General features: G+C 59.5%; 21 protein-coding genes. 15 read left to right on the forward strand and 6 right to left on the reverse strand.

Annotated elements, in window-relative coordinates:
• The coding region (locus ACIQ47_RS06870) for an aromatic-ring-hydroxylating dioxygenase subunit beta (protein ID WP_396437433.1) at positions 1–237 on the forward strand (237 nt) is incomplete at its 5' end.
• Positions 234–551 carry a non-heme iron oxygenase ferredoxin subunit gene (locus ACIQ47_RS06875; RefSeq protein ID WP_396437434.1) on the forward strand — a complete coding sequence of 106 codons (318 nt, stop codon included), beginning with the start codon at positions 234–236 and terminating at the stop codon, positions 549–551. The genes ACIQ47_RS06870 and ACIQ47_RS06875, both read left to right, overlap by 4 nt.
• Here the strand turns inward: ACIQ47_RS06875 and queA are convergent.
• The 4 genes from queA to dnaA form a co-directional block, all read right to left on the reverse strand.
• Positions 539–1,654, reverse strand: coding sequence for a tRNA preQ1(34) S-adenosylmethionine ribosyltransferase-isomerase QueA (queA, locus tag ACIQ47_RS06880; protein ID WP_396437435.1), 1,116 nt, complete (start codon positions 1,652–1,654; stop codon positions 539–541). The genes ACIQ47_RS06875 and queA overlap by 13 nt on opposite strands.
• Before the next feature lie 133 nt (positions 1,655–1,787).
• Positions 1,788–4,391, reverse strand: a complete 2,604-nt coding sequence (gene gyrB / locus ACIQ47_RS06885) for a DNA topoisomerase (ATP-hydrolyzing) subunit B (RefSeq protein ID WP_396437436.1) — start codon at positions 4,389–4,391, stop codon at positions 1,788–1,790.
• A 94-nt stretch (positions 4,392–4,485) separates the two neighbouring features.
• Complete coding sequence (gene dnaN, locus ACIQ47_RS06890) at positions 4,486–5,595, reverse strand: DNA polymerase III subunit beta (protein ID WP_396437437.1); 1,110 nt, start codon at positions 5,593–5,595, stop codon at positions 4,486–4,488.
• Between the two features lie 153 nt (positions 5,596–5,748).
• On the reverse strand, positions 5,749–7,149 hold the full coding sequence (gene dnaA, locus ACIQ47_RS06895) for a chromosomal replication initiator protein DnaA (protein WP_396437438.1): 1,401 nt from the start codon (positions 7,147–7,149) through the stop codon (positions 5,749–5,751).
• Positions 7,150–7,390: 241 nt separating this feature from the next.
• On the opposite strand from dnaA, the gene rpmH reads away from it, so the two are divergent.
• From rpmH to ACIQ47_RS06960, 13 genes are all read left to right on the forward strand, one after another.
• A complete protein-coding gene (gene rpmH / locus ACIQ47_RS06900) occupies positions 7,391–7,525 on the forward strand; it encodes a 50S ribosomal protein L34 (protein WP_005798102.1) in 135 nt (44 codons plus the stop codon).
• A 67-nt stretch (positions 7,526–7,592) separates the two neighbouring features.
• Entirely contained in the window at positions 7,593–8,039 is a 447-nt protein-coding gene (locus ACIQ47_RS06905) for a ribonuclease P protein component (RefSeq protein ID WP_396437439.1), read from the forward strand.
• On the forward strand, positions 8,039–8,311 hold the full coding sequence (yidD, locus tag ACIQ47_RS06910; protein WP_396437458.1) for a membrane protein insertion efficiency factor YidD: 273 nt from the start codon (positions 8,039–8,041) through the stop codon (positions 8,309–8,311). Before ACIQ47_RS06905 ends, yidD begins: the two co-directional genes overlap by 1 nt.
• Positions 8,308–10,026, forward strand: a complete 1,719-nt coding sequence (yidC, locus tag ACIQ47_RS06915) for a membrane protein insertase YidC (protein ID WP_396437440.1) — start codon at positions 8,308–8,310, stop codon at positions 10,024–10,026. The genes yidD and yidC overlap by 4 nt, the downstream gene beginning before the upstream one ends.
• Before the next feature lie 64 nt (positions 10,027–10,090).
• Positions 10,091–11,503: a tRNA uridine-5-carboxymethylaminomethyl(34) synthesis GTPase MnmE gene (gene mnmE / locus ACIQ47_RS06920; protein WP_396429408.1), complete on the forward strand. Its 1,413-nt coding sequence runs from the start codon at positions 10,091–10,093 to the stop codon at positions 11,501–11,503.
• A 149-nt stretch (positions 11,504–11,652) separates the two neighbouring features.
• Positions 11,653–12,630 carry a fatty acid desaturase family protein gene (locus ACIQ47_RS06925; RefSeq protein WP_396437441.1) on the forward strand — a complete coding sequence of 326 codons (978 nt, stop codon included), beginning with the start codon at positions 11,653–11,655 and terminating at the stop codon, positions 12,628–12,630.
• 23 nt (positions 12,631–12,653) lie between these two features.
• Positions 12,654–13,436, forward strand: coding sequence for an SDR family NAD(P)-dependent oxidoreductase (locus tag ACIQ47_RS06930; RefSeq protein WP_396437442.1), 783 nt, complete (start codon positions 12,654–12,656; stop codon positions 13,434–13,436).
• Between the two features lie 34 nt (positions 13,437–13,470).
• The gene (locus ACIQ47_RS06935; RefSeq protein WP_396437443.1) at positions 13,471–15,003 is read left to right on the forward strand and encodes an AMP-binding protein; all 1,533 of its coding nucleotides are present in this window, start codon (positions 13,471–13,473) and stop codon (positions 15,001–15,003) included.
• Between the two features lie 232 nt (positions 15,004–15,235).
• Complete coding sequence (locus ACIQ47_RS06940) at positions 15,236–16,012, forward strand: ABC transporter ATP-binding protein (RefSeq protein WP_396437444.1); 777 nt, start codon at positions 15,236–15,238, stop codon at positions 16,010–16,012.
• The gene (locus ACIQ47_RS06945; RefSeq protein WP_396437445.1) at positions 16,005–16,715 is read left to right on the forward strand and encodes an ABC transporter ATP-binding protein; all 711 of its coding nucleotides are present in this window, start codon (positions 16,005–16,007) and stop codon (positions 16,713–16,715) included. Before ACIQ47_RS06940 ends, ACIQ47_RS06945 begins: the two co-directional genes overlap by 8 nt.
• 26 nt (positions 16,716–16,741) lie before the next feature.
• On the forward strand, positions 16,742–17,956 hold the full coding sequence (locus tag ACIQ47_RS06950; protein ID WP_396437446.1) for an ABC transporter substrate-binding protein: 1,215 nt from the start codon (positions 16,742–16,744) through the stop codon (positions 17,954–17,956).
• Between the two features lie 36 nt (positions 17,957–17,992).
• Complete coding sequence (locus ACIQ47_RS06955; RefSeq protein ID WP_396437447.1) at positions 17,993–18,877, forward strand: branched-chain amino acid ABC transporter permease; 885 nt, start codon at positions 17,993–17,995, stop codon at positions 18,875–18,877.
• A gap of 4 nt (positions 18,878–18,881) precedes the next feature.
• The gene (locus ACIQ47_RS06960; protein WP_396437448.1) at positions 18,882–19,841 is read left to right on the forward strand and encodes a branched-chain amino acid ABC transporter permease; all 960 of its coding nucleotides are present in this window, start codon (positions 18,882–18,884) and stop codon (positions 19,839–19,841) included.
• A gap of 75 nt (positions 19,842–19,916) precedes the next feature.
• On the opposite strand, the gene ACIQ47_RS06965 is transcribed toward ACIQ47_RS06960, so the two are convergent.
• Together ACIQ47_RS06965 and ACIQ47_RS06970 are read right to left on the reverse strand one after the other, a co-directional pair.
• Positions 19,917–20,453 (reverse strand): 2,4'-dihydroxyacetophenone dioxygenase family protein, encoded by a 537-nt coding sequence (locus tag ACIQ47_RS06965; RefSeq protein WP_396437449.1) that lies wholly within the window; start codon positions 20,451–20,453, stop codon positions 19,917–19,919.
• Positions 20,454–20,538: 85 nt separating this feature from the next.
• Positions 20,539–21,093: an adenine phosphoribosyltransferase gene (locus ACIQ47_RS06970; RefSeq protein WP_396437450.1), complete on the reverse strand. Its 555-nt coding sequence runs from the start codon at positions 21,091–21,093 to the stop codon at positions 20,539–20,541.
• Between the last annotated feature and the right edge of the window lie 4 nt (positions 21,094–21,097).

Genomic DNA, 21,097 nt, shown 5'->3' on the forward strand with positions numbered 1-21,097 from the left:
TATTACCAGCGCCATGTGGTGGGCACGCCGGTGGTGCGCCGCGTCGACGGTGAGCGCATCCAATCGGAAGCCAACTATGCGGTGTTCCGCACCAAGCTCGACAAGGCCAGCACGGTGTTCAATGTGGGCCGCTACATCGACACCATCGTGCCCACCCCCGATGGGCTGAAGTTCGCCGAGCGCTTGTGTGTGTACGACAGCGAAATGATCCCCAACGCCATCATTTACCCGATATGACCATGAACAACTGGACCGACGTGGCCGCCGAGGCCGATTTGTTTGAAGGCGCAGGCATTGCCGTGACGCCCGAGGGGCAGGACATTGCTCTTTTCAAACTCGAAGACGGCGTTTACGCCATCAACAACCTGTGCACCCACGGCAACGCCAAGCTCTGCGATGGCTTTGTTGAAGGCGACCATGTGGAGTGCCCTTTCCATCAAGCGCAGTTCAGCTTGCGCGATGGCTCGGTGGCCTGCGGCCCGGCGACCGAACCGGCCAAGACCTGGCCCGCCAAGGTCGAGGGTGGAAGGGTTTTCCTTCAGTTGGCCTGAGATTTGGGTGGCGTGCGCCTCAGCAGCATCGAGTCGCCATAGCTGAAGAAACGGTAGCGCTGCGCGATCGCGTGGCGGTACAGGCCCATGATGTGTTCGTAGCCCGCAAAGGCGCTGACCAGCATCATCAAGGTGCTTTTGGGCAGGTGGAAGTTGGTGATCAGCCGATCGACCACTTCGAACTCAAACCCCGGCGTGATGAAGATTTCGGTATCGCCGCTGGCCTGATTGAATTTGGCCCACGATTCCAGCGTGCGCACGGTGGTCGTGCCCACCGCCACCACTTGGCCGCCACGTGCCTTGCACGCTGCAATCGCTTGCTGGGTGGCTTCGGGCACTTCGTACCATTCGCTGTGCATGTGGTGTTCGGTAATGTTCTCGGTCTTGACCGGCTGGAAAGTGCCGGCACCGACATGCAGCGTCACGCTGGCGGTGAGTACACCCCGCGCTGCCAAGGCGGCCAACACCCCTTCGTCAAAATGCAGCGCAGCCGTGGGTGCGGCCACCGCGCCGGGGGCGCGCGCAAACACGGTTTGGTAACGCTCGGCGTCTTCTTCGGTGTCGGCGTGATCGGCTGTACCCGCCGGGCGTTCAATGTAGGGGGGCAGTGGCATCACGCCGTGCTTTTCCATCAGCACATGGGGCTCGTCACTGAGCTGCAGGTGAAACAGTGGACCGTTGGCGTCGGGCCAACGGCCCAAGAGCACCGCATCAAAACCGCCGTTGTGGGTGCCGCCCGCCATGTGCATCTTGCCGCCGAGCAGTGGCTTTTTGCTCACCTTCATGTGCGCCACCACCTGGTGGTCCGGCAGCACGCGTTCGATCAGCAGCTCCAACTTGCCGCCAGAGGCCTTCTCGCCAAAGATGCGCGCCTTGACCACCTTGGTGTCGTTGAACACCAGCAGGTCACCCGCTTTCAGCAGGCTGGGCAGTTCGTGAAAAATGCGGTCCACCACCGCAGGTGAAGAGCCATCGAGCAAACGCGAACCGCTGCGCTGGGCAGTGGGGTGCTGGGCAATCAGTTCGGGGGGCAGCGCAAAGTCGAAATCGCTGAGCGTGAAATCCCGACCCGCAGGCTGTGTGAGAGGTGTCAAAGTGGTCATACTTCAGGGCCGAACAGACCCGTACAAAGTGGAAAAAATGGCCATGTCCGAGTGGTTCGGCATGGCCTGCCAAAACCTCAGCGCAAAGTCGCGAAAGGTCACAACCTGCTGGCTGAAGATGCGGTCTGAGCACTCAAATATCAATGTTCCCCGCCCGCAGCGCGTTGCTCTCGATGAAGTGGCGGCGTGGCTCGACTTCGTCGCCCATGAGCATGGTGAACACGCGGTCGGCTTCGATGGCATCGTCGATCTGCACGCGCAGCAGGCGGCGCACGGTGGGGTCCATGGTGGTTTCCCACAGTTGGGCGGGGTTCATTTCGCCCAGACCCTTATAGCGCTGGCGGCTGGTGGTGCGTTCGGCTTCGCTGATGAGCCAATGCATGGCTTGGCGGAAGTCGCCCACTTTTTCTTCTTTCTGGCGCTCGCCTTCACCGCGCAGGGCTTTGGCGCCTTCGCTGAGCAAGCCCCGGAAAGTTTCGGCGGCTTCGGCCAGCGCGCCGTAATCGGCACCGTGCACAAAGTCTTGCGTGATGATGCTGCTCTTGATGTTGCCGTGGTGGCGGCGGCTGATGCGCAGAATCGGTTTGTCGGTGCGCACGTCAAACTCGGCGGCCACTTCGGCAGGGATACCTGTGGTGTTGAGTTCGCGCAGCTTGGCTTGCAGCGCGGGGGCGCAGGCGGCGGCTTGTTCCATGGTGTCGAGGTTGAGCGACACGCCGTCGGCCATGGCGCGCAGGGCTTCTGCGTCCATGAAGTTGGACAGGCGGGCAATGACATGTTCGGCCACTTGGTGCTTGCGGGCCAATGCTTCGAGGGTGTCGCCTGTGAGCACTTGCGGGGCAGCGCCGCCGGTGCTGATGCTGGCGTCTTTGAGCGCGATGCGCAGCAAGAAGCCGTCGAGCGCCGGGCCGTCTTTCAGGTACAGCTCTTCTTTGCCCGCTTTGACTTTGTAGAGCGGTGGCTGGGCGATGTAGATGTGACCGCGCTCGACCAGGTCGGGCATTTGGCGATAAAAGAAGGTGAGCAGCAGGGTGCGGATGTGCGCGCCGTCCACGTCGGCGTCGGTCATGATGATGATGCGGTGGTAACGCAGTTTGTCAACGTTGAAGTCGTCGGTGCCGCTCTTGCCGCTTTCAGCGCTGGCTTTGCCAATGCCGGTGCCAAGCGCCGTGATGAGCGTGACGATTTCGTTGCTGGTGAGCAGCTTCTCGTAGCGGGCTTTTTCGACGTTCAGGATCTTGCCGCGCAGGGGCAAGATGGCCTGGAATTTGCGGTCGCGGCCTTGTTTGGCCGAGCCGCCGGCGGAGTCGCCCTCGACGATGTAGATTTCGCACAGGGCGGGGTCTTTTTCTTGGCAGTCGGCCAGCTTGCCAGGCAGACCCATGCCGTCCAGCACGCCTTTGCGGCGCGTCATTTCGCGGGCTTTGCGGGCGGCTTCGCGGGCGCGGGCGGCTTCGACGATCTTGCCGCAAATGATCTTGGCGTCGTTGGGGCGCTCTTCCAAAAAGTCGTTCAGTGCTTTGGCCACAATGTCTTCCACCGGAGCACGCACTTCACTCGATACCAGCTTGTCTTTGGTCTGGCTGCTGAACTTGGGCTCGGGCACTTTGACGCTCAGCACGCAGCACAGGCCTTCGCGCAAGTCGTCTCCGCTGACTTCGACCTTTTGCTTTTTGGCGATCTCGTTTTTCTCAATGTACTTGCCAATCACGCGGGTCATGGCCGCACGCAAGCCCGTGAGGTGGGTGCCGCCGTCACGTTGGGGAATGTTGTTGGTGAAGCACAGCACCGATTCGTTGTAGCCGTCGTTCCATTGCATGGCCACTTCCACACCGATGCTGGTGCCGGGGATGCCGCCGTAGCTGTCCGCCGGGCGCTCGCCATTGGCGTGGAAGGCGTTGGGGTGCAGCACTTTTTTGTTGGCGTTGATGAAGTCGACAAAGCCCTTGACGCCACCGGCGCCCGAAAAGTCGTCTTCTTTGCCGGTGCGCTCGTCTTTCAGGCGAATGCGCACGCCGTTGTTCAGGAAGGACAACTCGCGCAAACGCTTGGCCAAAATCTCATAATGGAAATCGGTGTTTTGCGTGAAGATTTCGACGTCAGGCAAAAAGTGCACTTCAGTGCCGCGCTTGTCGGTGGCACCGGTGACGCGCATGGGCGAAATTTCGATGCCGTCCACAGTCTCGAGCAAACGGTTTTGCACAAAGCCTTTGGCAAAGTCGATCTGGTGCACTTTGCCTTCGCGGCGCACTGTGAGGCGCAGCCATTTGCTAAGGGCGTTCACGCAAGACACGCCCACGCCGTGCAAACCGCCCGAGACCTTGTAGCTGTTTTGATTGAACTTGCCGCCCGCGTGCAGTTCGGTCAGCGCGATTTCGGAGGCACTGCGCTTAGGCTCGTGCTTGTCGTCCATCTTGACGCCGGTAGGGATGCCACGGCCGTTGTCAGTCACGGAAATCGAGTTGTCGGAGTGGATGGTGACGACGATGTCGTCGCAGTGACCGGCCAGCGCTTCGTCAATCGAGTTGTCGACCACCTCGAACACCAAGTGGTGCAGACCGGTGCCGTCCGAGGTGTCACCGATGTACATGCCAGGGCGTTTGCGCACGGCCTCCAGGCCTTCCAGGATCTGGATGGAGCCTTCGCCGTAGCCTTCGGATGCGCCCGCTTGGTGGGCGTCGATCTTGGGTTGCGCGGTGGTAAAAGCTTCTTCGCTGGGGTTGATGTCGTCGGTCATGTTCAATTTTCTATGTCGCTTGAATGGCCGAAACCCGCGAGGGGTCGCGGGTTTCGATAAGGGGGGCCATAAAGGGGCCGTGAGGGCTTTCGCCTTAAATGCGCATCGGCATCACCACATACTTGAAGTTGTCGTTCTCGGGGATCGTGATCAGCGCCGAGCTGTTGCCATCGGCCAAATCGATGCGGACCATCTCCTGGCCCATGTTGCTGAGCACGTCGATGATGTAGGTGACGTTGAAGCCGATTTCGATGGCGTCGCCGCCGTAATCGATGTCGAGCTCGTCGACGGCTTCTTCCTGCTCGGCGTTGGTGGAGGCCACGCGCAGACTGCCGGGGTCGAGGTTCAGGCGCACACCCTTGAACTTGTCGCTGGTCAGGATGGCGGTGCGTTGCAAACACGACAGCAGCGCCTGACGGCCCAAGGTCAGGTTGTTGCGGTGGCCTTTGGGAATGACGCGGTTGTAGTCGGGGAACTTGCCCTCGACCAGCTTGGTCACGAATTCCATGCCGTCAAAACTGAACTTGGCCTGGTTGTTGGCAAATTGCATCTCGATCGCGCCGTCGGCGTCCGACAGCAAACGCTGCAGTTCGAGCACGGTCTTGCGGGGCAGGATGACTTCTTGTTTGGTGGGCACTTCCACGTCGAGCGTGGCGGCGGTGAAAGCCAGGCGGTGGCCGTCGGTGGCGACCAGGCTCAGCCGGTTGCCTTCGGCCACAAACAGGATGCCGTTGAGGTAATAGCGGATGTCATGCACAGCCATCGCAAACGACACCTGACCGAGCAAAGCTTTGAGGGTTTTTTGCGGCACGCTGAATACGGGCCCGAAGCTGGCGGCCTCTTGCACCAATGGAAAGTCTTCTGCGGGCAAGGTCTGCAAGGTGAACTTGGACTTGCCGCCTTTCAAGATCAGTTTGGCTTGCGAAGACTCAAGGCTTACCGTTTGGTCGGCAGGCATGGTGCGCAGGATGTCGATCAGTTTGCGTGCGCCCACGGTGGTCGTGAAGTCGCCCGGGTCGCCTTCCATTTCGGCCGTGGTGCGAATCTGTATCTCCAGATCGCTGGTGGTCAGTTGCAGAGCGTGACCGGTTTTACGGATCAGCACGTTGGCCAGAACGGGCAGGGTGTGGCGGCGTTCGACAATCCCGGACACGGATTGCAGGACCGACAGCAATTTGTCTTGGGTGGCCTTCAGGACGATCATGGGTCTACCTTTGGTGGTTTTTATCGCTGCAGCTCAAAATTGGGCAAATTTTTCATAACAGCATGCATTTTCGCTCTTTTTTGGACTTAAAACGTGCTGCATGGGGCTCAAATCAGCTAAAAGCGGAGGCGGCTGAACGGGGTGCGAGTGTTCTCAGCCCTTGAGGGACTGTTCGAGCACGTGCAGTTGCTGGTTCAGCTCGGTCAACTGCTGGCGTTCGGCGTTGATCTTGCGCACGGCGTGCAGCACGGTGGTGTGGTCACGCCCGCCAAACAGCTCGCCGATCTCGGGCAGGCTTTTTTGGGTCATTTCCTTGGCCAGGTACATGGCAATCTGTCGCGGGCGGGCAATGCTGGCCGGGCGTTTTTTGCTGTACATGTCCGCCACTTTGATCTTGTAGTAGTCGGCAACGGTTTTCTGAATGTTTTCGACACTGATCTGGCGGTTCTGGATGGACAGCAAATCACGCAGGGCATCGCGGGCCAGCTGGATGGAGATGTCTTTTTGGTTGAACCGGGAGTACGCCAAAATTTTGCGCAGCGCCCCTTCAAGCTCGCGCACGTTAGAGCGCACGTTTTTGGCCACGAAAAACGCCACGTCTTCGGGCATTTCGCTGCCTTCACTGATGGCCTTGTTGATCAAAATGGCCACCCGCATCTCGAGTTCGGGCGGCTCCATGGCCACCGTCAGGCCCGAGTCAAAGCGCGAGACCAGGCGCTCGTGAATGTCGGACAGGCCCTTGGGGTAGGTGTCGCTGGTCATCACGATGTGCGATTTTTTGGCCAGCAGGGCCTCGAAGGCATTGAAGAATTCTTCTTGTGTGCGGTCCTTGTTGGCAAAGAACTGGACATCGTCGATCAACAACAAATCGAGCGAGTGGTAATGGTGCTTGAACTCGTCAAAAGTCTTGCGTTGGTAGGCTTTGACCACATCCGACACAAACTGTTCAGCATGGATGTATAAAACTTTGGCTTCTGGCCGATCGGCCAGCAGCTTATTGCCGATGGCATGCATCAGGTGGGTCTTGCCCAAACCCACGCCGCCATAAATGAACAAGGGGTTGTAAAGCTGCCCTGGCGAGCCCGAGACGTGCATCGCCGCAGCTCGCGCCATGCGGTTGGCGGTGCCCTCGACCAGGTTGTCAAAATTCAGCGCGCTGTTGAGGCGGTTGCGAAAGGTGTTGGCCACCGCTTCTTCGGGCGCAGGGACGGACTCAATCGCAGCTTCCATGGACGAAGGGGTGGAGGCTTTTGTAGGCCTGATGCCGCCTTCGCGGGGAGTGATCGCTAACTCAATCTTGACTGGATGGCCTTGCAGATTTTCCAGCAAAGCGGCCAGACGGCTGGCGTATTGGGCGCGCACCCAGTCGAGTTTGAAGCGGTTGGCGACAAACAAAGTGACGCTCAGCTGGTCCTCTGAGACCTGAGCGCTGAGCGGTTTGATCCAAGTGTTGAACTGCTGTTCGGGCAATTCTCGGGCAAGCTCTTCGACGCAAGCTTGCCACAGCGATTGACCTGCATCCATCTGAAATTCTGGGGTGATTCCCTCGGGCATGTAGTGCTTTTTTATTGTGGACAGTGGGAGTCTGGGAAGGCAAAGTGGGCAGCTTTATCAAGAGCTTATCCACATACCGATTGGGGTCCGGAGGGCGATCATAAACCACATCGATCCGATTGAACCCCGGGCTCACCCTGATGGGAGAAAATACAGTTGATTTGCCGAGGTGGCGAAAGTTTGCGATAATCTTGGGTTTCGCCCAAAGCTAGTTAATGCCCCTGGGCACAAAGGAAGAATTATGAAACGCACCTACCAACCCTCCAAGACACGTCGCGCCCGTACACACGGCTTTCTGGTTCGCATGAAGACCCGTGGCGGTCGCGCCGTGATCAATGCGCGCCGCGCCAAGGGCCGCAAGCGTTTGGCTGTCTAATGCCTTTTCGACCGTGTGGCCGTGGCCTGTCGCCACGGCAGCCGGTTGATCTCAGGGTTTGGCCATCGTGCAGCGTTTAAAAACACGCCCACAGTTTCAGGCCGCCCTGGCGGGTGGAACAGTCTCGCGCACTACGCACTTCGCGTTGCATCGCCTCACATTGACCCGACCCGCAGACACCCCCTCGGCACCTGCTGAACACATTGGGCCTGCACCTTTACCGGACCAGGCCCTTTTTGGCTTGTTTGACGTTTGGCTGGGCGCCATGGTGCCCAAACGCTGGGCGCGGCGGGCGGTGACCCGCAACGCCATCAAACGCCAAATCTACAACGTGAGCGAACACTTTGGTGATCGCCTGCCTGTGGCGGCCCATGTGGTTCGTTTGCGCACCACATTTGACCGCAAGCAATTCATCAGCGCCACATCTGATCCCTTGAAACTGGCCGTGAGGCAAGAGCTTGAGCAATTGTTCGAGCGTGCCGTTCGGCCACAAACCTCCGAGGCTCGCGCATGATCGTTCAGCGTTTATTGATGGGTGTGGTGCGCGGCTACCGCTTGCTGTTGAGCCCTTGGCTGGGATCGTCCTGCCGGTTTGAGCCCACTTGTTCGGTTTACGCTTTGCAAGCATTGGCGCAGCATGGTGCCGCCCAAGGCGCTTATTTGACGGTACACCGTTTGGTGCGTTGTGGCCCTTGGTGTGCCGGTGGTCACGACCCTGTTCCCTCGCAAACGCCTCGCTTGTTCTCTGCTTTGTTTCCTCCTCGTTCGTCAAAGAAGACCCCATGACTGATATCCGCCGTACCATCCTTTGGGTGATTTTTGGTTTTTCCATGGTCTTGCTGTGGGACCAATGGCAGTTGCACAACGGTAAAAAAGCCACGTTTTTTCCCAAGCCTGAAGTAGCGGCTACGGCATCTGCTCCTGCATCTTCGTCTTCGTCTTCGTCTGCGCCTACACCTGCTGCGGCTGCCCAAGCCAATGCTGTGCCAGCAACGTCTGCTGCAGTGACAGCGACGCCGGGTCAGGTGCCCAGCTCGGCGCCTGTGGCTTCGGCTGCGCCGCGCGAGAAGATTGAGGTGGAAACCGATGTGCTCAAGCTGAGCTTTGACTCCGAAGGCGGCTCATTGGTGCGCTCTGAATTCACCCAGCACCGCGACTTGGTGGACCCGAACAAGAACATGGTCTTGCTGGACCAAAGCGCCAGCCGTGTGTACATGGCCCAGACCGGCTTGATTGGCGGCGATTTCCCGACCCACAAAGCCCCCATGGCCTTCAGCGGCGAGCGCAGCCTCAAAGCGGGTCAAAACGAACTGACTTTGCGTTTCGAATCGGCCGAAATGAATGGCGTGGAGCTGGTCAAAACTTACACGCTCAAACGCGGCAGTTACGTGATCGATGTGAAGCACGAAGTGGTCAACAACGGTCAGGCCAGCGTGTCGCCGCAGCTGTACATGCAGCTGGTGCGCGATGGCAACGCGCCCGAAGGCGAGTCGGCGTTCTACTTCACTTTCACCGGCCCCGCGATTTACACCGATGCCAAGAAGTACAACAAGGTGGACTTTGGAGACATCGAAAAGAACAAGGCCGAGATCGACAAGACATCGACCAGCGGTTATGTGGCCATGGTGCAGCATTACTTTGCCAGCGCCTGGTTGTTGCCCGATGGCGTGCAGCGCGAAAACTTTGTGCGCAAAGTCGATACCAACCTGTATGCCGTGGGCATGATCACACCCGTGGCCGATCTGGCACCGGGCCAGTCCAAAACCGTGAGCAACCAGCTCTACAGCGGCCCGCAAGAAGAAAAGGTGCTCGAAGCCTTGTCGCCTGGTCTGGATCTGGTGAAAGACTACGGCTGGCTGGCCATGCTGTCCAAGCCTTTGTATTGGCTGCTGGACCAACTGCACAGCGTGCTGAACAACTGGGGTTGGTCCATCGTCGCCTTGGTGCTCTTGCTCAAGATCGCTTTTTATTGGCTCAATGCCAAGGCCTACGCCAGCATGGCCAAGATGAAGGCCATCAACCCCAAGATCATGGAAATGCGTGAACGCCTCAAGAGCAATCCGCAGCAAATGCAGCAAGAGATGATGAGGATTTATCGCGAGGAAAAGGTCAACCCCATGGGCGGCTGCTTCCCGATCATGGTTCAGATCCCGGTGTTCATTGCCCTGTATTGGGTGTTGTTGTCCAGCGTCGAGATGCGCAACGCGCCTTGGGTGCTCTGGATCCACGATCTGTCGGCACCCGATCCGTATTTCATCTTGCCCTTGGTCATGACCTTGACCACCTTGCTGCAAACGGCCCTGAATCCCGCGCCACCGGACCCGATGCAAGCCAAGTTGATGTGGATGATGCCGCTGATTTTCTCGGTCATGTTTTTCTTCTTCCCGGCGGGTCTGGTGCTGTACTGGATCACGAACAACATTTTGTCGATTGCCCAGCAATGGATGATCAACACCCGCATGGGCGTGCCGCCGCAGTTCAACCTGCCCAAGTTCAAGTAAATCCCTATCCATTCAAAGGGCCGCGCAAGCGGCCTTTTTTTGCTTCACCTCGTTCATTGCCGTCATGCTTGCCCGCCACCAAGAACCCATCGTCGCTATTGCCACCGCACCCGGTCGCGGCGCGGTCGGCATTGTGCGGATATCGGGCCGCCAACTGTCGTCGTTGATTCAGGCGCTGTGCGGGCGGCAACTGAAGACCCGAGAGGCCACCTACCTGCCCTTTGCCGACGCCGATGGCAGCCCGATCGACCACGGCTTGGCGCTGCACTTTGTGGCACCGCACTCGTTCACCGGTGAAGACGTGCTGGAGTTGCAAGCGCACGGCGGGCCGGTGGTACTGCAGTTGTTGGTGGCGCGTTGCCTGCAGGCGGCGGCTGAGACCGATACCGCCACGGGCCAGCCGCGGTTGGCTGGTTTGCGCGTGGCGCAGCCGGGCGAGTTTTCGGAACGCGCTTTTTTGAACGACAAGATTGACTTGGCCCAGGCCGAGGCGATTGCCGACCTGATCGATGCCAGCACCGAAGCCGCAGCGCGCAGCGCCAGCCGGTCTTTGGCAGGTGATTTTTCCAAAGAGATTCATGTGCTGCGCGATGCGCTGATCCACCTGCGCATGTTGGTGGAGGCCACGCTGGACTTCCCGGAAGAAGAGATCGACTTCTTGCAAAAGGCAGATGCACAAGGCCAATTGAATCGCCTGCAAGCGGCATTGAACACGGTGCTGGGCAAAGCCAAACAAGGCGCGCTGCTGCGCGAGGGCATCAAGGTGGTGATCGCAGGCCAGCCCAATGCGGGCAAGAGTTCACTGCTCAACGCGCTGGCCGGGGCCGAGTTGGCCATCGTCACGCCGATTGCGGGCACTACGCGTGATGTGGTGCAGCAAACCATCCAGATCGAAGGCGTGCCGCTGCATGTGATCGACACCGCCGGTCTGCGCGAAGGCGAGGGCGTGGACGAGGTGGAGCAAATTGGCATTGCCCGCGCTTGGGGCCAGATTGAAGCGGCCGATGCCGTGCTGTTTTTGCACGACCTGACGCGTGCAGGCCAAGCCGATTACGACAGCGCCGATGCCGACATCGATGCAGCCTTGAAGACGCGATTGCCCGCCAGCGTGAGCGTGATCGATGTGTGGAACAAAGCCGACGCAGCGAGCAGCGCAAAAGAACGCACGGGCTTGACGCTCTCGGCCCGCACGGGTGAGGGCCTGCAAGCCCTGCGCCAGCAACTGCTGCAGCAAGCCGGTTGGCAACAAGCCAGCGAAGGTTTGTTCATCGCCCGCGAGCGCCATGTGCAGGCCCTGCATCGCGTACGCGAGCATCTTGAAATCGCCAATGCCCATTTGGCCGCGCAAGCGCAAAACCTCGACCTGCTGGCCGAGGAGCTGCGGCTGGGCCAAAACGCGCTCAATGAGATCACGGGCGAGTTCAGCGCCGACGATTTGTTGGGCGTGATTTTTTCGAGCTTTTGCATCGGCAAGTGAGCCAAAGCCAGGCCCTGCGCAAATTTGTCACACACGACTTGGCATACACAAAACACATGCGCTCAGGGAAAGCCCCAAAAAGGTCACTCCTGTGACTAACAGAAAGAGGCCGAAGGCACAAGATAGCCCTTTTGCCAACTCCCACTGCCATGACCGCCGACACCCAGCCCAGCCTCAGCCCCGAGCAAGACGCTTATTTGCGCGAACGCTCGGACTGGATGGGTGCTTATTTGGTGTTGCACGCGTGGGGCGTGATCGCATTGGCCATGGCATTCTTCATCGTTTGGCCCAACCCTTTGAGCTTCATCGTCGCCGTGGTCGTGATTGGCAGCAGGCAGTTGGGTCTGGCGATTTTGATGCACGATGCAGCGCACCGCGCCTTGTTCAAGAACACCCGGCTCAATGACACGCTGGGCGCGTTTTTGTGCGGCTGGCCGGTGGGCGCAAGCCTCACCCTGTACCGCCCCTATCACCTGAGTCACCACCGCCACACCCAACAGGCCGAAGACCCCGACCTGATGTTGTCGGCGCCGTTTCCCATCAGCCAAAGCAGCTTTTGGCGCAAGATGCGGCGCGATATTCTGGGCATCACCGGTTACCAACGGCGCATGGAATCTTTCCGCCTGGAAATGGGCGACAGCCCCAGCCGCTGGCAACGTCTGAAGAACCTGATCGCTGCAGAAAAATACTTCTTCCTCACCCACCTGGCCATCTTCGCCATCACCGCCGCAGCAGGTGTGTGGTGGGCTTTCTTTGCCTTGTGGCTGCTGCCTTTGTTGACCTGGTACCAGGTGATCAGCCGCATCCGCAACATTGCCGAGCATGCGGTGGTCGGCAACAACGACGACCGCTTGCGCAACACCCGCACCACGCTCACGAGCTGGGGCCTGCGCATGGTGCTGGCGCCTTACTGGGTCAATTACCACTTGGAACACCACCTGTTTGTGTTCACGCCCTGCTGGAAGCTGCCAGCCGCCCACCGCATGCTGATTGAGCAAGGCTTTGGCCCGCGCATGGAACTGGCCTCGGGTTATCTGGCCGTGCTGCGCCAAGCGGTGTCCAACCCGCACGACGACCCCGGTCACGGCAAGCCAGGCGATCAGCGCAAACGCGCGGCACTCATCTGACCCCTTCAAAACAAGGACTGAACATGGCACACCGACTCGACCAACAAGTGGCCATCGTGACGGGTGCCAGCCGCGGCATCGGCCGCGCGATCGCCCAGGCCTATGCCGCTGAAGGCGCCAGCCTGTGCCTGATTGCCACCGACACGGCGCGCCTGCAAGAAGTCAAGGACAGCCTGGGCTTGTCTGACGAGCGCATCATGACTTTGGGCCTGAACGTGACCGAGCGTGACGCCTGCTTTGCGGCCGTGGCGCAAGTCGAAGATCGCTTTGGGCGCGTCGACGTGCTGGTCAACAACGCCGGGGTGTACCGGGCCAAGCCTTTCCTCGACTATGCGCCGCAAGATTTTCAGGACATGCTCGATGTGAACCTGTTTGGCGTGCTGCACTTCATGCAAGCGGTATTGCCGGGCATGCAAGCGCGCCGACACGGGCGCATCGTCAACATCGCCTCCACGGCGGGCAAATGGGGCTCGCGCAACCAGGCGGCCTACAACGTGAGCAAGCACGCGGTGGTGGGCTTGACACGCTGCGTCGCACTCGAAGCCAGCCCGCACGCGGTCACGGTGAATGCGATCTGCCCCGGCTTTGTGCAGACCGACATGGTGGAAACGCTGAAAGCACAGGTGGCCCAAAGCTCCGGCATGAGCGGCGACGACATGGTCAAGGCCGCACTGGCGCGGGTGCCGCTGGGGCGGGTGCTGAACCCGGACGAAATCGCGGCCCTGGCGGTCTACCTCGGATCTTACGAGTCACGCGGCATGACAGGGCAGTCCATCTTGCTCGATGGCGGCATGGTCTTGGTCTAGTGGACTGATCGCATCGCATACTTGTCCCATTCACATGAACACTGCTCTCTGGTTGGCGCGCACCGCCGAACGTTACCCTCAGCAAGCGGCCATCGCGCACGGCACCGATGTCTGGTGCGATTACGCCGAATTCGCCCACCGCGCTGCCCGCACGGCCAGCTGGCTGCACGCCCAAGGTGTGCAGCCCGGCGACCGCGTGATGCTGTTCCTCTACAACACGCCCGAATATTTGCCCCTCATGTGGGGCATCTGGTGGGCTGGTGCTGTGGCGGTGCCGGTGAATGCCAAGCTGCACGAACGCGAAGCGGCATGGATCGCCCAGCACAGCGAAGCGCACATCGCTTTTTGCGACAGCGAACGGGCGCAAACTTTCACACAAGCACTGCGCGACTTGGGCGTTGGTACAGCCGTTAAGGCTGACAGCGCATTCATGTTGCAAGCCGAAGGCCCAGAGCTGCCACTGCAAGCCCGCGCGGACGACGACCCGGCCTGGTTGTTCTACACCAGCGGCACCACCGGCAGGCCCAAGGGTGTGGTGCTGTGTGCCCGCCAACTGCGCGGCTGCACGTTGGCGTATTTCGGCTCGGTGCAATCGGTGGAACGTGGGGACACCATGCTGCACCCCGCGCCGCTGTCGCACGGTGGCGGCATGTACCACTTGCCTTATGTGCTGAACGCCGGGCTGAATGTGGTGCCGCGCTCGGACGGCTTTGACCCGCATGAAGCCTTGTTGCTGGCGGCGCACTGGCAACGGGCCTCGTTTTTTGCAGCGCCCACCATGGTGCGGCGGCTGGTGGATGCGGCGCGCAACTTGCCTGAGCGGCCGCAGGGTCTGGCCACCATCGTCTATGGCGGCGGCCCCATGTACCTGGCCGATATCGAAGAAGCCTTGCAGGTCATCGGCCCGCACTTTGCGCAGATTTATGGCCAAGGGGAATGCCCGATGACCATCAGCGTGCTGCCCAAGAGCGATGTGCTGGACACCACCCACCTGCGTTACCGGGAACGGCTGGCTTCGGTCGGGCATGCACAGGCCATGGTCGAGCTCAAGATTGGTGACGAGTCGGGGGCGAGCTTGCTGGTGGGCGAAGTGGGTGAAATTTGCGTGCGCAGCGAGCTGGTCATGGCGGGCTATTGGCGCGACCCGGAGGCCACGGCCAAAGCCATTCGCGACGGCTGGTTGCAAACCGGTGATGTGGGGCGTCTGGATGCCGATGGCTACCTGACCTTGCTGGACCGATCGAATGACCTGGTGATCAGCGGCGGCACCAACATTTACCCCCGCGAAGTCGAAGAAGCCTTGCTCACACACCCGCAGGTGGCCGAGGTGTCGGTGATTGGCAGGCCTGACCCCGAGTGGGGCGAGGTGGTGGTGGCGTTTGTGGTGTGCCGCCAGCCCTTGACTGTGGCCGATTTGGACGCGCATTGCCTGGACCAGGTGGCGCGTTTCAAGAGGCCCAAGCACTACCATTTGGTCAATGCCTTGCCCAAAAACAATTACGGCAAGGTGCTGAAAACCGAGTTGCGCGCCATCGACGCGCAAGGGCTGGAAACGCGGCGGACTTGAGCCGGTATTGATCTGAATTCTTTGTCGCTACTCAGGTGGTGCCAGAACCTTGCAAGCAGCCCTGATTTGGGCTAACCCAATGGCAGCTGCTGAAATGGGAAAGGCTTGCGATTTGTAGACACCAACGAGACAAACCACGGGATAACCATGAAGCAAAAAGTGACGCTCCAGTCTCACAATGGTCCACTTTGTAGAGTTTGAAACATCCGCCGAAAGAAACTGAGCCCTCCAGATGTCCAGCAACACCATCCTTGAAACCCGGAATCTCATCAAAGAGTTCAAGGGCTTTGTCGCCGTCAATGACGTGAGCCTGAGCGTGCAGCGCGGCCAAATTCACGCGTTAATCGGCCCCAACGGCGCAGGCAAGACCACGGTCTTCAACCTGCTGACCAAATTCCTGATTCCCACCAAGGGGCAGATCCTGTTCAATGGCCATGACATCACCGGCGAAAAACCCTCTCAGGTGGCGCGCCGGGGCATCGTGCGCTCGTTCCAGATTTCGGCCACCTTCCCCAACCTCACGGTGATGGAAAACGTGCGCATTGGTTTGCAGCGCGCCACGGGTGTATCGCTGCATTTCTGGCGTTCCGAGCGCAGCCTGAACCAGCTCAACGACAAGGCCATGGCCCTGCTCGACCAGGTCGATTTGGGCAGCATGGCCGATCTTACGGCGGTTGAATTGCCCTACGGCCGCAAGCGCGCCCTGGAGATCGCCACCACGCTGGCCATGGACCCCGAACTGATGCTGCTGGACGAGCCCACCCAAGGCATGGGCCACGAAGACGTGGACCGTGTGACGCAGCTGATCAAAAAAGTCGGCGCCAACCGCACCATCCTGATGGTGGAACACAACATGAGCGTGGTGTCCAAGATTGCCGACACCATCAGCGTTTTGCAACGTGGACAAGTGATTGCAGAAGGACCTTACGAAGTGGTTTCGAAAAATCCCCAAGTTCTGGAAGCCTACATGGGCACCGCCGACAACCAACTGGAGGGTGCCCATGGCTGATTCCAAAGAATTCCTGCGCATCAACAACCTGCAGTCCTGGTACGGCGAGTCGCACATCTTGCATGGGGTGGACATGACCGTCAACGAAGGCGAAGTGGTCACACTGCTGGGGCGCAACGGCGCTGGTCGCACCACCACCGTCAAATCCATCCTGGGCCTGGTCGGTCGACGGACCGGCTCCATCACCATCAGGGGCCAAGAGACCGTGAACTGGGCACCGCACCAGATCGCCAAGTTGGGCATTGGTTATTGTCCCGAAGAACGCGGTATTTTCTCGGCCCTGACCTGCGAAGAAAACCTGCTGCTGCCGCCCGTGATCGCCCCGAACGGCATGTCGGTGGAAGAAATCTACGACATGTTCCCCAACTTGCTGGAGCGCCGCAACAGCCCTGGCACCCGCCTGTCAGGTGGCGAGCAGCAAATGTTGGCGGTGGGACGCATCCTGCGCACGGGCGCGCGGTTTTTGCTGCTCGACGAAATTTCCGAAGGCCTGGCCCCGGTCATTGTTCAAGCCTTGGCCCGCATGATCAAGGCCCTCAAGGCCAAGGGCTTCACCATCATCATGGTGGAACAGAACTTCCGGTTTGCCGCGCCCTTGGCGGATCGGTTTTACGTGATGGAACATGGTCAGATGGTGGAGACCTTCAGCTCGCAAGAGCTGTCCGCCAAAATGGGCATGCTGCACGAGTACCTGGGTGTGTGATTTTTTTTCTAACTGGAGATAACACGATGAAACGCAAACTTCTTTCCCTCGCCGCCGTGGCCGCTTGCGCCTTTGCAGGCTCAGCCCAAGCACAAATCTCTGACGGCATCGTCAAGATCGGCGTGCTCAACGACATGTCGGGCTTGTATTCGGACATCACCGGTCCCGGCTCGGTGACTGCGGCCCGCATGGCCGTCGAGGACTACATCAAAGCAACCAAGAGCACGCTCAAAGTCGAAATCGTCGGCGCCGACCACCAAAACAAACCCGATGTGGGCTCCAACGTGGCTCGCCAATGGTTTGACACCGACAAAGTCGACATGATCGCCGATGTGCCCACGTCTTCGGTCGGTCTGGCTGTGGCCAAAATTGCCAGCGACAAAGGCAAACTGCACGTCAACTCAGGTTCGGCCACGGCCGATCTGTCGGGCAAGGCCTGTAACGCCAACACCATCCACTGGGCTTATGACACCTGGATGCTGGCCAACGGCACCGGCAAAGCCATTGTGAAAAGCGGTGGTGACACCTGGTTCTTCCTGACCGCCGACTACGCTTTCGGCCACGCCCTGGAGCGCGACACCGAAGCCGTGGTGAACAAGAATGGCGGCAAAGTGGTCGGCAAAGTCCGCACACCTTTCCCGACACAAGACTTCTCTTCTTTCTTGCTGCAAGCCCAAGCCTCCAAAGCCAAGATCATTGGCCTGGCCAACGCGGGTGGTGACACCACCAACTCCATCAAGCAAGCGGCCGAGTTCGGCATCACCAAAGGCGGTCAAAACCTGGCTGGCTTGCTGGTGTTCCTGCCTGACGTGCACTCCCTGGGTCTGAACATCGCGCAAGGCCTGATGCTGACCGAAACCTTCTACTGGGATCTGAACGACAACACCCGCGCTTTCAGCAAGCGTTTTGCAGCACTCCAGGGTGGCAAATACCCATCGATGGTGCAAGCCGGTGTTTACTCCAGCGTGATCCATTACCTGAAGGCTGTGGATGCGGCCAAGACCGATGACGGCAGCAAAGTCGCCGCCAAGATGAAAGAGCTGCCCACCGACGATCCTTTGTTCGGCAAAGGCACCGTACGCGCTGACGGTCGCAAGATTCACCCGGCCTACCTGTTCCAGGTCAAGAAGCCTGCCGAATCCAAAGGCCCATACGACTACTACAAGCTGGTGGCCACCATCCCTGCCAACGAGGCTTTCCGCCCCCTGGCTGAGAGCGAGTGCCCGCTGGTCAAGAAGTAATTTCAACCCTTTGTTCAAGCAAGTCGATACATCACCATGGAAATCTTTGGCATACCCTCGCAAGCCCTGTTCGGGCAATTGCTGATCGGGCTGATCAACGGCTCTTTTTACGCATTGCTCTCGCTGGGCCTGGCCGTGATTTTCGGCTTGTTGAACATCATCAACTTCACCCACGGCGCCCAGTACATGCTGGGCGCCTTTGTGGCCTATTTGTCGCTGACAAAGCTGGGCATCAACTACTGGGTGTCCCTCATCCTGACACCCATCCTGGTGGGCGCCACCGGCATGCTGATTGAGCGCACCATGCTCAAACAGCTTTACAAGCTGGACCACCTGTATGGCCTGCTGCTCACCTTTGGTCTGGCCTTGATCATTCAGGGTTTGTTCCGACACGAATTCGGCTCTTCGGGCATGCCTTATCCGGTGCCCGAGGTCTTCAAGGGCGCCTACAACACCGGCTTCATGTTCCTGCCCAAGTACCGCGCTTGGGTCATCGTGGCTTCGCTGATCGTGTGCTTGTCCACCTGGTACGTGATCGAGCGGACCAAGCTGGGCGCTTATCTGCGCGCCGCCACTGAAAACCCCAGCCTGGTGCAGGCTTTTGGCGTCAACGTGCCCCGCATGATCACCTTGACCTATGGCTTCGGCGTGGGCTTGGCGGCTTTTGCCGGTGTGATGGCTGCGCCCATTTACCAGGTCAACCCGACCATGGGCGCCGACATCATCATCGTGGTGTTTGCGGTGGTCGTGATTGGCGGTATGGGCTCCATCATGGGTGCGATCCTCACCGGTTTTGGCTTGGGCCTGATCGAAGGTTTGACCAAGGTTTTTTACCCAGAAGCCTCCAGCACGGTGATTTTCATCATCATGACCATTGTTCTTTTGATCAAGCCTGCAGGCCTGTTCGGCACCCAGAAGTAAGACCATGACCACTGTCTCGACCCCCTCACTCAAGACCCAGTCGTTCACCCACCAGTGGGTGGCTTTTGCCATCATGGTGATGGTGCTGGTCATCGCCCCGATCTGGGTGTACCCCATCTTCCTGATGAAGGTCATGTGCTTTGCCTTGTTTGCATGCGCCTTCAACCTGCTGATTGGTTTTGGCGGCCTGCTCTCGTTTGGCCACGCCATGTTTTTGGGCACCGCAGGTTATGCCGCCGCCCACGCGGCCAAAGTCTGGGGCTGGAACCCCGAGCTGGCGGTGCTGTTTGCCACCGCTTGCTCTGGCTTGCTGGCGCTGGTGACCGGCATGCTGGCCATTCGCCGGCAAGGCATTTACTTTGCGATGATCACCTTGGCGTTTTCGCAGATGGTGTTCTTCTTTTACCTGCAAACGCCCTTCACAGGCGGTGAAGACGGCATCCAGTCGGTGCCTCGCGGCAAGCTGTTTGGCGTGTTCGATTTGTCTGAGAACTCGGCCATGTACATGTTTGTGCTGGCGATTTTCCTGGCCGGTTTTGCCCTGATTTGGCGCATCATTTATTCGCCTTTCGGCCAGATCCTCAAAGCCATCCGCGAAAACCAGGACCGCGCCATTTCGCTGGGTTACGACACCGACATGTTCAAGCTGATTGCTTTTGTGATCTCGGGCGCTTTGGCGGGCACCGCCGGGGCGACCAAGTCACTGGTGTTCCAGTTGGCCTCGTTGACCGACGTGCATTGGTCCATGTCGGGCGAGGTGGTCTTGATGACCCTGCTGGGCGGCATGGGCACTTTGTTTGGCCCTGTGGCTGGCGCTGCGGTCATCGTCAGCATGCAAAACTATTTTGCCCAATTCGGTGCATGGGTCACCATCATGCAAGGCGTGATCTTTGTGGTCTGCGTGCTGGCTTTCCGCCGGGGCATCATTGGCGAAATCGCCAACTGGATCAAGAAGCCGCTGTGATGCAGCGTCACTGAGCTGCGGCTCAACAGCAAAAAACCGCTCCTTGGAGCGGTTTTTTGTTGGCAGCAAAGCCGTTCAGCGCATGAATTTTTTCACGTAATCCGCGCCCAAGCCCACCGCCTCAAAGTGGGCCCGGTACTTCTCGATGCGGGTGAACACATCGTCATAACCCGTGGCGTTGCCTTGCGTGTCCACGTACATCAAGGCGCCATGCACGGTGAACATCGTCACCATGTCCTGGCAATCATCGGGCACCACCAGGGTGTGGGTTTCACCCGGGGGCTCGAACACATAGCTGCCTTCTTCGGCCACCCAGTCGTGTTCCAGGTACAACCATTTGCCGCGCAGCACATGGGCATGCACCTGGCCCGAATGGCGGTGGCGCTGCAACAGGCCCGAGCGCTTGACTTTGAGCAGGTGCACGTAAAAGCCACCCGTCACGTTCAGGTGCAGCGGGCGTGACCAAATGCCCGGAGCCACCGGGGCCCACAGGCGTTCGTCTTCGGTTTGCACGTCGTGCACCACCATGTCGGGGGCCATGCCCCAAGGTTGGGGTTTGGCGTAAGGCACGCGGTCGTCGGCGACCGCTGCTGGGGTGTGGGGTGCATTCATGGCAAGGCGTACAAATAGTTGAGGAGCACAGCTTAAAACGGGCCGCCTGGCCTGTCTGCGTCGTGCGCGACACCTGCCACAGCGCTCAATGTCCTTCGAACGACACCAGTGTGAACAGATTCAAGCCGCTGTCCCGGATCCGCTGGGAGCCTCCCAGCTCGGGCAAATCCACAATGGCCGCCCCTTCAACCACCGTAGCACCGAGTTTTTCAAGCAGCTTTTTGCCCGCCAGCATGGTGCCGCCCGTGGCGATCAGGTCGTCGATCAGCAGCACCCGTTGACCCGCCTTCACCGCGTCGGTGTGCAGCTCGACCGTGGCGCTGCCGTACTCCAGCTCGTAGGTTTCTTCCACCGTGGTGAAAGGCAGCTTGCCTTTTTTGCGGATGGGCACAAAGCCCAGACCGAGTTCATAGGCCACCACCGAACCCAAAATGAAGCCCCGTGCATCCAGCCCTGCCACCACATCCGGACGCAAGGCGGGGTGCATGTAGCGGTGCACAAAGGCGTCGATCAGCACCCGGAACACGCGCGGGTCTTGCAGCAGCGGGGTGATGTCACGGAACTGCACGCCCGGCGCGGGCCAATCGGGCACCGTGCGGATGTGGCTTTTCAGATAATCGTTGACGTTCAAATCGTCCATGTCT

Source organism: Limnohabitans sp. (assembly GCF_044373035.1).
GTDB lineage: Bacteria > Pseudomonadota > Gammaproteobacteria > Burkholderiales > Burkholderiaceae_C > Limnohabitans_A.

Excerpts from the sequence above, each read along its gene's own strand:
- ACIQ47_RS06875 (WP_396437434.1), top strand. The coding sequence starts at position 234 with ATGACCATGAACAACTGGACCGACGTGGCCGCCGAGGCCGATTTGTTT.
- queA (WP_396437435.1), bottom strand. The coding sequence starts at position 1,654 with ATGACCACTTTGACACCTCTCACACAGCCTGCGGGTCGGGATTTCACG.
- gyrB (WP_396437436.1), bottom strand. The coding sequence starts at position 4,391 with ATGACCGACGACATCAACCCCAGCGAAGAAGCTTTTACCACCGCGCAA.
- dnaN (WP_396437437.1), bottom strand. The coding sequence starts at position 5,595 with ATGATCGTCCTGAAGGCCACCCAAGACAAATTGCTGTCGGTCCTGCAA.
- dnaA (WP_396437438.1), bottom strand. The coding sequence starts at position 7,149 with ATGCCCGAGGGAATCACCCCAGAATTTCAGATGGATGCAGGTCAATCG.
- rpmH (WP_005798102.1), top strand. The coding sequence starts at position 7,391 with ATGAAACGCACCTACCAACCCTCCAAGACACGTCGCGCCCGTACACAC.
- yidC (WP_396437440.1), top strand. The coding sequence starts at position 8,308 with ATGACTGATATCCGCCGTACCATCCTTTGGGTGATTTTTGGTTTTTCC.
- mnmE (WP_396429408.1), top strand. The coding sequence starts at position 10,091 with ATGCTTGCCCGCCACCAAGAACCCATCGTCGCTATTGCCACCGCACCC.
- ACIQ47_RS06925 (WP_396437441.1), top strand. The coding sequence starts at position 11,653 with ATGACCGCCGACACCCAGCCCAGCCTCAGCCCCGAGCAAGACGCTTAT.
- ACIQ47_RS06930 (WP_396437442.1), top strand. The coding sequence starts at position 12,654 with ATGGCACACCGACTCGACCAACAAGTGGCCATCGTGACGGGTGCCAGC.
- ACIQ47_RS06935 (WP_396437443.1), top strand. The coding sequence starts at position 13,471 with ATGAACACTGCTCTCTGGTTGGCGCGCACCGCCGAACGTTACCCTCAG.
- ACIQ47_RS06940 (WP_396437444.1), top strand. The coding sequence starts at position 15,236 with ATGTCCAGCAACACCATCCTTGAAACCCGGAATCTCATCAAAGAGTTC.
- ACIQ47_RS06945 (WP_396437445.1), top strand. The coding sequence starts at position 16,005 with ATGGCTGATTCCAAAGAATTCCTGCGCATCAACAACCTGCAGTCCTGG.
- ACIQ47_RS06950 (WP_396437446.1), top strand. The coding sequence starts at position 16,742 with ATGAAACGCAAACTTCTTTCCCTCGCCGCCGTGGCCGCTTGCGCCTTT.
- ACIQ47_RS06955 (WP_396437447.1), top strand. The coding sequence starts at position 17,993 with ATGGAAATCTTTGGCATACCCTCGCAAGCCCTGTTCGGGCAATTGCTG.
- ACIQ47_RS06960 (WP_396437448.1), top strand. The coding sequence starts at position 18,882 with ATGACCACTGTCTCGACCCCCTCACTCAAGACCCAGTCGTTCACCCAC.
- ACIQ47_RS06965 (WP_396437449.1), bottom strand. The coding sequence starts at position 20,453 with ATGAATGCACCCCACACCCCAGCAGCGGTCGCCGACGACCGCGTGCCT.
- ACIQ47_RS06970 (WP_396437450.1), bottom strand. The coding sequence starts at position 21,093 with ATGGACGATTTGAACGTCAACGATTATCTGAAAAGCCACATCCGCACG.